The sequence below is a fragment of the Streptomyces sp. NPDC006294 genome, from assembly GCF_042870895.1.
GTDB lineage: Bacteria > Actinomycetota > Actinomycetes > Streptomycetales > Streptomycetaceae > Streptomyces.
The window spans coordinates 1-11027 of the sequence record NZ_JBIAHV010000034.1; the positions used below are offsets into that span (position 1 = coordinate 1).

Below are 11027 nucleotides of genomic sequence, written 5' to 3' on the forward strand. Positions count from 1 at the left end.
CGACACATCCGTCCGCAGCACCAGCGTGTTCACGAAGAACCCGACCAACTCGTCCAACGCCTCATCGGTACGCCCCGCCACCGGCGTCCCCAACGGCACATCCGTCCCCGCACCCATCCCCGTCAGGAACGAGGCGAGTCCGGCCTGCAGCGCCATGAAGAGCGTGCTGCCGTTCTCCCTCGCCAGCTCGGTCAGCCGGGCGTGCAGCGCGGCGTCGAACTCGAAGGGGACGATGTCGCCCCGGTAGCTCGCGCGGGCCGGGCGGGGCCGGTCGGCGGGCAGCCGCAGCTCCTCCGGAACCCCCGCCAGCGCCTCCTGCCAGAACGCGGTCTGCCGTGCGCTCAGGCTGTCCGTGTCCTGTTCCTCGCCGAGGAGTTCGCGCTGCCACAGCGCGTAGTCGGCGTACTGCACCGGCAGCGGCCGCCACTGCGGAGCACCGCCCTCACGACGGGCCGCATACGCCTCGGACAGATCACGCGCCAGCGGCGCCAGCGACGCGCCGTCGGCCACGATGTGGTGCAGGACCAGGAGCAGCACCCTGTCGTCCGCGTCGGTCTCGAACAGGGTGGCCCGCAGCGGCAGTCCGCCCGCCAGGTCGAATCCGCGGGACGCGTGGGCGGCGAGCTGGGCCGGCAGGTCGTCGGCCGTGGTGTGCCGGATCTCGAAGGGGACGCTCGCCTCGTCCGGCGCGAGGATGTGCTGCCGGGCGCGGCCGTCGGTGTCGGGGAAGAGGGTGCGCAGGCTCTCGTGGCGGCCGACGACGTCGTCCAGCGCGGCACGCAGCGCGTCCTTGTCCAGCTCGCCGGTCAGCCGCAGCGCGACGGGAAGGTTGTAGGTGGCGCTCGGCCCCTCGAGGCGGCCGAGGAACCAGAGCCGCTGCTGGGCAGGCGCGAGCGGGATCTCGGCGGGGCGCCCGCGCCGGGCGAGGGCGGTGCGTGCGCCGTCCGCGGTGGCGAGGAGTCCGCCGAGCCCGGCGACCGTCGGGTGCTCGAAGACGGCGCGTACGGGCAGTTCGACCCCGAGGGCGGTACGGATGCGGCCGGCCAGCCGGGTCGCCATCAGCGAGTGGCCGCCGAAGTCGAAGAAGCTGTCGTCGATGCCGACCGCCGGCACGCCGAGGACGTCGGCGAACAGCGCGCAGAGGATCTCCTCCTGCGGGGTACGGGGCGACCGGCCGGTGACCGCGTCGGCGTAGTCGGGCGCGGGCAGGGCCTTGCGGTCGAGCTTGCCGTTCGGGGAGAGCGGCAGTTCGTCGAGGAGGACGAACGCGGACGGCACCATGTAGTCGGGCAGCGCGCCGGCCGCGTGGGCGCGCAGCGCCGCCCGCTCCGGCGGTGTCGAGGCGGGAACCGCGTAGGCGACGAGCCGCTTGTCGCCCGCGCGGTCCTCGCGGAGCACCACGGCGACCTGGTCGAGGCGCGGGTGGGAGGCGAGGACGGACTCGATCTCGCCGAGTTCGACGCGGAAGCCGCGCAGCTTGATCTGGCCGTCGGACCGGCCGAGGTATTCGAGCTGTCCGTCCTGCGTCCAGCGGACCAGGTCCCCGGTGCGGTACATCCGCTCCCCGGGCTCGCCGAACGGGGCGGCGACGAAGCGGTCGGCGGTGAGGGCGGGGCGGTGCAGATAGCCGCGGGCCAGGCCGCGCCCGGCGAGGTAGAGCTCGCCCGCGGTGCCGGGGGCGACGGGGCGGAGGCTGCCGTCGAGGACGTAGGTGCGGATGTTCTCGATGGGGCGGCCGATCGGCGGGGTTCCGCCGCCGGCCTTCAGCGGCTCGCTCATCGTGGCGACGACGGTCGACTCGGTCGGGCCGTACAGGTTGAACATGGTCCGGCCGGGGGCCCAGCGGTCGACGAGCGCGCTGTTGGTGGCGTCGCCGCCGACCAGCAGGCAGCGGAAGTCGGGCAGTTCGGCGGGCGGCACCGTCGCCAGCGCGGCCGGCGGGATCAGCGCGTGGCTGATCCGCCGCTCCGCGAGGACCCGGGCGAGGTCCTCGTCCGCGAGCGGGCCGGGCGGCGGCACGACCAGCGTCGCGCCGGCCGGCAGGCACATGGTGAGTTCCAGGACCGAGGCGTCGAAGCTGGGCGAGGCGAACTGGAGGACCCGGCTGTCGCCGTCGACGGCGAACCGCTCGATCTGGGTCGCCGAGAAGGTGGCGATGCCCGCGTGGGTCACCGTGACGCCCTTCGGCAGCCCGGTGGAGCCCGAGGTGTAGATGACGTACGCCGGGTGGGCGGGGGTCAGCGCGGAACGCCGGTCGGCGTCCGTCGGGTCGGTCGCCGGGCAGCCCGACAGGTCCAGCACGTCCAGCAGTACGGGGTCCGCGACGGGCGCGCGTTCGGCGAGCGCGGCGGTGGTGAGGACCAGCGCCGGGCCCGCGTCGGTGAGCATGTGGGAGATGCGCTCGTCGGGGTAGTCCGGGTCGACCGGCAGATAGGCGGCGCCCGTCTTGAGGACGGCGAGCTGGGCGACCACGATGTCGACGGACCGCGGCAGCAGCAGGGCGACGATCCGCTCCGGGCCCGCGCCGCGGGCGATCAGCCAGTGCGCCAGCCGGTTCGCGCGCTCCGCGAGCTCGGCGTAGGTGAGGCTGCCGCCTTCGTGGTCGACGGCGGTCCGGCCGGGGCTGCGCCGGGTCTGCGCCTCGACCAGCTCGGGGAAGGTGAGGGCCGGGATCTCGCGCGCGGTGTCGTTCCAGCCGGTGAGCACCATGTCGTGTTCGACGGCGGTGAGAACGTCGAGGCGGCCGACGAGCTGGTCCGGCTCCTGGACGAGCCGGGTGAACAGCCCCTCCAGGCGGGCCGCGAGCGCCTGCGCGACGGGGGCCGCGACCGCGTCGGGCCGGTGGTTGAGCCGGATCTCGATCCGCTCGCCGGGCAGGACGACCAGGGTGAGCGGGTAGTGGGTGGCGTCACGGCCGTCGATGTGGGTGACCGTGAGGTCTCCGGGCGCGCGCAGCATCTCCGGGTCGAGCGGGTAGTTCTCCAGCACGGCGAGCGTGTCGAACAGCTCCCCGACGCCGGCCAGTTCCTGGATCCGGGAGAGTCCGAGGTGCTGGTGCTCGAGCAGGTCGCTCTGCTCGTCCTGGATGCGTTCCAGCAGGGCGGCGACGCTCTCCTCGGGCCGCAGGGCGACCCGTACGGGCAGGGTGTTGATGAAGAGGCCGACCATCGACTCGACACCGGTGATCTCGGCGGGCCGGCCGGAGACGGTGGCGCCGAAGACGACGTCGTCACGTCCGGTGAGCCGGGCGAGGAGGACGGACCATGCGCCCTGGATGAGGGTGTTGAGGGTCAGTCCGCGGCTGCGGGCGAAGCCGGTGAGCGCCGCCGACTGCTCCTCGGACAGGGTGAGGGTGACCCGCTCGGGCTGCACCGAGGTGTCGGGGACGACACCGGGCGCGACGAGGGTGGGCTCCTCCAGTCCGGCGAGTGCCTGCCGCCAGGCGCCGGCGGCGGCGTCCGTGTCGAGCCCGTCGAGCCACCGCAGGTAGTCCTCGAAGGGCGGTACGGGCGGCAGGGAGCGGTCGTCGCCGCCCGTGCCGTACAGCGCGAACAGCTCCTGCACGATGACGGGCATCGACCAGCCGTCGAGCAGCACATGGTGGTTGCTGAACAGCAGCCGGTGCCGGTCGTCGGCCAGCTTCACGAGGTGGAAGCGGACCAGCGGGGGTGCCGTCACGTCGAAGCGGTCGGCGCGGTCCTCGGCGAGGAGGCGGTCGAGCGCCGCGTCGCGGGCGCTCTCCTCGACACCGCTCAGGTCCGTCTCTGACCACGGCAGTTCGACCTCGGCGGGGACCACCTGGACCGGGCGGTCCAGGCCCTCCTGGCGGAACGCGGCCCGCAGGTTGGGGTGGCGGCGCAGCAGTGCGGCGGCCGCGGCGCGCAGTGCCACGGCGTCGAGGGGGCCTTCGAGGTCGGCGAAGAGCTGCACGGTGTAGACGTCGGGCGCGCTGCCGTCGTCGAGCAGCGAGTGGAAGAGCAGGCCCTCCTGGAGCGGGGCCAGCGGGAGCACGTCGGCCAGACCGGGCACGTCGGCCTCGAGCCGGCTGAGCTGCGGCTGGGTCAGCGTCACGAGCGGCAGGTCGGAGGGGGTGAGCCCGCCGGTGGTGCGCGGCCCGCCGGCGGCGAGGCGGCGCAGCGCCTCGAACCAGAGCCCGGCGAGCTCGCGCACCTCGCTCTCGTCGAGGAGTTCGCCGGCCCAGGTCCAGGTGGCGACGAGCGCCGGACCGTCGGGGCCGTCCTCGGCGAGGGCGTTGATCTCCACCGGGTGGGGCATGCCCATGCCGGGGTCGGCGCCGCCACCGATGACCGACGCCTCCGGTGCCGGGGCCCAGTCCCCGCCGCCGGCGCGGCGGAACCTGCCCAGGTAGTTGAAGCCGATCTGGGGCGCGGGCAGTCCGGCGAGCGCCAGGGCGGTCTGGGGGTTGAGGTGGCGCAGCAGACCGTAGCCCAGTCCGCTGTCCGGGACCGCGCGCAGCCGCTCCTTGACGTCCCTGACCGCGCCCGACGGGTCCTGCCAGGAACCGGCGGGAAGCCGTACGGGGTGCAGTGCGGTGAACCAGCCGACCGTGCGGGACAGGTCCGTGCCGTCGGTCTCGGCGCGGCCGTGGCCCTCCAGGTCGAGGAGGAGGCCGCCCGCGGTGTCCTGGCCGCGGCGGCGGCGCCATTCGGCGACCGCGACGGTGAGCCCGGCGAGCAGGACGTCGGTGACGCCCGCCCGGCAGGCGGCCGGGACGGTGGTCAGCAGCGGCGCGGTCTCCGCCGCGGAGAGGGTGAGGGAGAGGCTGCGGGCGCTCTCCACGGTGTCCCTGCGCGGGTCCGGGGCGCGGTCCGCGAGCGGCGCGTCCGGCGTGGCGAGCATGTCGGTCCACAGTTCGAGCTCGTCGAGCAGACCGGGGTCCTGGGCGCGGGCGGTGAGCTGCTCGGCCCAGCGCCGGAAGGAGGTGCCGACGGCGGGCAGCCGGGGCGGCGTGCCGGCGGCCGCGGCCTGCCAGGCTGTCTCCAGGTCCGGCAGCAGAATCCGCCAGGACACGCCGTCCACGGCGAGGTGGTGCACCGTCAGCAGCAGCCGACCGGCCCGCTCCGTGCCCAGGTCGAACCAGACGGCGCGCAGCACCGTGCCGTTCTCCGGGGACAGCGCCCGGCGCTCCGACTCGGCGCGCGCGGCGACCAGTTCGGCCAGCTCGTCCGTGCCGGCGGCCGTGACCGCCACCCGGTCGAGGACCGACGCCGCGTCCACGCTGCCGCGCTCGCCCGCCTCCAGGCCCCACAGCGGGCCGCGCCGGGTCAGCCGGAGGCGCAGTGTGTCGTGCCGGTCCAGGACCGCCTGGAGGGCGGCGGTGAGGTGTGCCTCCTGGGCCCCTGCGGGCGCCTGGAGGAGCACGGACTGGCTGAAGCCGTCGACCGGGCCCTGGCGTTCGCGCAGCCAGTGCATGATCGGAGTGAGCGGTACCGCGCCGAGACCGTCGTCGGTCATGTCGTCGCCGTTCTCCTCGTCGGAGGTGTCGGATGCCTGGGCCAGGGCGGCGAGCGCCGAGACCGTGCGGGCCTTGAAGACGTCCTTCGGGGTGATGACCAGGCCCCGCGCACGCGCCCGGGCGACGAGCTGGATGGAGACGATGCTGTCGCCGCCCAGGTCGAAGAAGCTGTCGTCGACGCCCACCCCGGGCAGGCCCAGGACCTCGGCGAACAGGGCACAGAGGATCTCTTCGCGGGGCGTCGAGGGGGCCCGTCCCTCCCCGGCGGCGCCGAGGTCGGGGACGGGGAGCGCCTTGCGGTCGACCTTCCCGTTCGGGGTGAGGGGCAGCGCGTCGAGCACGACGACGAACGCGGGCACCATGTAGTCGGGCAGGGCGGCCGCGAGGTGCGCGCGCAGCGCGGCCGGGTCGGCGGCGGCGCCGTCGGCGGGGACGGCGTACGCGGCCAGCCGGCGGCCGCCGGGGTCGTCCCGTACGACGACGACGGCCTGGGCGACGTCGTCGTGCCGGGCGAGCGCGTTCTCGACCTCGCCGAGTTCGATGCGGAAGCCGCGGACCTTGACCTGGTCGTCGGCGCGGCCGAGGAACTCCAGCTCCCCGTCCGGCGTCCAGCGCACCACGTCGCCCGAGCGGTACATCCGCTCGCCCGGCGCGCCGCCTGCCGGGCAGGCGACGAAGCGTTCGGCGGTCAGGCCGGGGCGGCCGAGGTAGCCGCGGGCCAGGCCGGCGCCGGCGATGTACAGCTCACCGGCGACGCCGGGCGGCACGGGACGCAGGTTCGCGTCGAGCACGTACACCCGGGTGCCGGTGACGGGGCCGCCGATGGGCGGCACAGCGCCGCCGGCGAGGGCGCCGGACATCGTGGCGCACACCGTGGACTCGGTCGGCCCGTAGGCGTTGACCATCCGGCGGCCGGCCGACCAGCGCTCGACGACCTCGCCGGTGGTGGCCTCGCCGGCGACGACGAGGGTGGTGACGGACGCGAGGTCCCCCTCCGCCGCGGCGCCGAGGACGACGGGCGGCAGCGTGGCGTGGGTGATGGAGTGGCGGGCGGCGAAGGCGGCGAGCGCCGGGCCGGCCGTCAGTTCCTCGGGGCTGCCGACGACGAGGGTCGCGCCGGTGAGCAGGCCCATGACCAGCTCCCAGAACGCCGCGTCGAAACTCGGCGAGGCGAACTGCAGCACCCGGCTCCCCGGACCCACCTCGAACCGCTCGACCTGCGACGCCACCAGCGACGCCACGCCCGAGTGCGTCACCACCACACCCTTGGGACGACCCGTCGAACCCGACGTGTAGATGACGTAGGCGGGCGCCTGCGGCCGCTGGACGGCGGCCGGCGCCGACGCGGCGGGGGCGGAGTGGTCGGTGTCGACGAGGTACCGCGGCACCCCGCCGGGCAGGGTGTCCGCCAGCGCGCCGGTGGTGACGAGGAGGGCGGGGGCCGCGTCGTCGAGCATGTACCGGATGCGCTCGGACGGGTAGTCCGGGTCGACCGGAAGATAGGCGGCGCCCGCCTTCAGTACGGCGAGGACGGCGACGACCAGTTCGGCGGAGCGCGGCAGGGCGACGGCCACGATCTTCTCGGGGCCGGCTCCCGCGGCCGCCAGCCGTCCGGCCAGTGCGGCGGCCCGGTCGTCCAGTTGCCGGTAGGTCAGTTCCCGGTCCGCGTGGCGCAGCGCCGGGGCGTCGGGGGCGGCGGCCACCCGGGCGGCGAACAGCTCCGGGAAGGTGGCGGGTTCGGGCGCCGTGCCGCTGTCGTTGGCGCGCTCGAGACCTTCCTGCTCGTCCGGGAGGAGCAGGGTGAGGCGGCCGAGGGGCTCCGCCGCGCGCTCCGCGACGAAGCGCAGCACGGTCTCGAACCGCCGGACGATCCTGCGCACGGCGTCGGAGTCGAAGGCGTCCGGCCGGTGGTTGACCCGCAGGTGGAGTCCTTCGCCCGGCATCACGGCGAGGCTGAGCGGGTAGTGGGTGGCGTCCCGGCCGTCGATCCCGGTGACGGCGAGCGAGGGCTCGGAGAGCCTGGCCGGGTCGAGCGGGTAGTTCTCCAGCACCGTGATGGTGTCGAAGAGTTCACCGATGCCGGCGATGCGCTGGACGTCGGAGAGGCCGACGTGCTGGTGCGGCAGGAGCTGCGACTGCTCGTCCTGGACGCGGGCGAGCAGCGCGGCGACGGTCTCCGCCGGGTCGAGCCGCACCCTGACGGGCAGGGTGTTGACGAACAGGCCGACCATCGACTCGACGCCGGGGACCTCCGGCGGGCGGCCGGAGACCGTGCCGCCGAAGACGACGTCGTCCCGGCCGGTGAGCCGGCCCAGCAGGATCGCCCAGGCCGTCTGCACCACGGTGTTGAGGGTGAGGCCGTTGCGGCGCGCGGTGGCGGACACGGCGGCGGTGAGGTCGGCCGGCAGGTCGAACAGCAGCTGGTCGGGGGCGACCGGGGTGGTGTCGAGGTCCGCGCCGGCCAGCAGCGTGGGCTCCTCGACGCCCGCGAACGCCTCGCGCCAGGCCTCCTGCGCGGCCGGGACGTCCTGCTCGGTCAGCCACCGCAGATAGCCGCGGTACTCGGGCGGGGCGGGCAGCTCCCGGCCGCTGTGCAGGGCCAGCAGTTCGGCCACGTACAGGGGCATCGACCAGCCGTCGAGCAGCAGATGGTGGTGGGTGAAGACGAGCCGGTGCCGGTCCTCGCCGAGGGCGACGAGGGTGAAGCGCAGCAGCGGGGGGTCGGTCAGGTCGAAGCGGGTCCGCCGCTCCGCCTCCTGGACGCGGGTCAGTTCCTGGAACCGCTCGTCCTCGGGAAGGGCGGACAGGTCCAGCTCCGTCCAGCCGGGCTCGGCGGCGCGGGGGACCACCTGCACGGGGTGGGGCAGGTCCTGGTGGTGGAACGCGGCCCGGAGGTTGGGGTGGCGGCGGAGCAGGGAGCGGGCGGCCTCGCGCAGTTCGTCGCCCTTCAGCGGCCCCTGGAGGTCGAAGAGGAACTGGACGGTGTAGACGTCGGGGCCGGAGTCGTCGAAGAGCGCGTGGAACAGCAGGCCCTGCTGGAGCGGCGCCACCGGAAGGATGTCTGCCGGGGCGGGGTGTGCGGCGCAGAGCCGGTCGATCTGCTCCTGGGAGAGCGTGACCAGCGGCAGGTCGGAGGGGGTGAAGCCGCCGGCGTCCGGCTCCGCCGCCTGGGCCGCGAGCCGGCGCAGCGCCTGGAACCAGAGGTCGGCCAGGTGCTGGGCCTCGGTCTCGGTGAGGAGGCCGCCGGCCCAGTTCCACACGGCGGTCAGCCGCGGTCCGTCGGGGCCGTCCTGGGTGAAGGCGTTGAGCTCGACCGTGTGGGCGAGCGGCATAGCGGGGTCGTAGGCGCCGGTCAGCGGCGCCGCGCCGGGCGCGGTGGCCCAGTCCCCTTCGCCGGAACGGCCGAGGCGGCCGAGGTAGTTGAAGCCGATCTGCGGGGCGCCGAGGGCCGCGAGGGCTTCTCCGGCGCGCCGGTCGGCGTACCGCAGGAGACCGAAGCCGATGCCGTTGTCGGGGACCGCGCGCAGTGCCTCCTTGACCCGTCCGAGTCCGGCGCCGGGCAGTTCGTCGTGGTCGGCGGCGGCGAACCGCACCGGGTAGAGGCTGGTGAACCAGCCGACGGTGCGCGACACGTCGGCGCCGGGCACCACGTCCTCGCGGCCGTGGCCCTCGATGTCGACGAGCACGTCCGGCGCGTCGGCGCCGCGTTCCCTGCGCCACTGGGAGACGGCGGACACCAGGCCGGCGAGCAGCACCTCGTTGACGCGGGCGTGGAAGACGGACGGCACGTCGGACAGCAGTGCGCGGGTGGCCCGGACGGGCAGGGTGAGGGTGAGGCTCCGCTCGGTGGCCGAGGTGTCGGCGGCCGGGTCCAGGGGACGGCTGCCGAGGCGCGGGTCGGCGGCGCTCAGGGTCCGCTGCCACAGTTCCAGCTCCGCGGCGCGCTCGGGCGTGCCGGCCAGTCGGGTCAGCTCACGGGCCCAGGTGCGCAGCGAGGTGCCGGGGACGGCGGCCGGCGGCGTACGGCCCTCGGCGGCGGCGCGGCAGGCGTCGGCCAGGTCGGGGAGCAGGATGCTCCAGGACACTCCGTCGACGACCAGGTGGTGGGCGACCAGCAGCAGCCGGCCGGGCCTGTCCGCTCCGGCGTCGAACCAGACGGCGCGGAGCATCCTGCCGTCGAGCGGAGCGAGTTCGGCGACGGCCGCGGCGGAGTGCTCGGCGACGGCGTCGGCGAGGGCGGCGTCGTCGGCGCCGGTGACGGCCACGCGGCGCACGCTGTCCTCGGCGACGGCGGCCGCCGCGTCCGCCGGACGGATGTCGAGGGCGAAGTCGGCGCCGGTGCCGAGCAGCCGCATCCGCAGCGCGTCGTGCCGCTCCAGCAGGCCGCGCACCGCGGTCAGCAGATCCGCCTCGGTGAGGTTTGCGGGGACCTGGAGCAGCACCGACTGGTGGTACTGGTCGATGCGGCCGCCGCGTTCGGCGAGCCAGCCGGCGATCGGGGTGAGCGCGAGGTCGCCGGCCGGTTCGTCGTCGCGCGGTCCGGCGGCGGTCTCGGGGGCGGCCGCGTCCGCGGCCTCGGCGAGCGCGGCGGGAGTGCGGTGCCGGAACACGTCGCGGGTGGTGAGCCGGAGGCCGGCGGCGCGGGCGCGGGAGACGAGCTGGATGGAGACGATGCTGTCGCCGCCCAGGTCGAAGAGGTTGTCGTCGACGCCGACCCGGGGCAGTCCCAGCACCTCGGCGAAGAGGGCGCAGAGCACTTCCTCGGTGGCGGTGCGCGGTACGGCTCCGGCGTCGGCGCTCGCGGCGATCTCGGGGGCGGGCAGCGCCTTGCGGTCGAGCTTGCCGTTGGCGGTCAGCGGCAGGGCGTCCAGTGCGACGAACGCGGCGGGGACCATGTACTCGGGCAGCCGGGCGCCGAGGTGGTCGCGCAGTGCCGCGGCGCCGGGGCCGTCGCCGTCGCGTACGGGGACGACATAGCCGACGAGCTTCTTGTCGCCGGGCCGGTCCTCGCGGACCACGGCGGCCACCTGGTCCACGTCCGGGTGGGACTGCAGGGCGGCCTCGATCTCTCCGAGTTCGATACGGAAGCCGCGGATCTTGACCTGCTGGTCGGCGCGGCCCAGGTACTCGAGCTCGCCGTCCGCGTTCCACCGTGCCATGTCGCCGGTGCGGTACATGCGGCTGCCGGGGGCGCCGTACGGGTCGGCGACAAACCGGTCGGCGCTCAGGTCGGGCCGGCCGAGGTAGCCGCGGGCCAGGCCGGCGCCGGCGACGTACATCTCACCGGCGACGCCCGGGGCGGCGGGGCGCAGCGCCGAGTCCAGCACGTACAGGGAGAGGTCCGGGATGGCCGAGCCGATGAGGCTTCCCTCGCTGGACGCGGCGGTGGGGCGGTCGAGCGCCAGGTGGGTGACGTGGACGGTGGTCTCGGTGATGCCGTACATGTTGACCAGCAGCGGAGCGTCGTCCGCGTGCCGCCCGTACCACTCCTCGAGCCGCCACAGATCCAGCGCCTCGCCGCCGAACACCACATACCGCAGAGCGAGCCCGT

1 protein-coding gene is annotated in these 11027 nt (G+C 75.1%); it reads right to left on the reverse strand.

Annotated elements, in window-relative coordinates; genetic code table 11:
• On the reverse strand, positions 1-11027 hold an 11027-nt coding region (locus tag ACFYOP_RS33645), incomplete at both ends, for an amino acid adenylation domain-containing protein (RefSeq protein ID WP_388453925.1).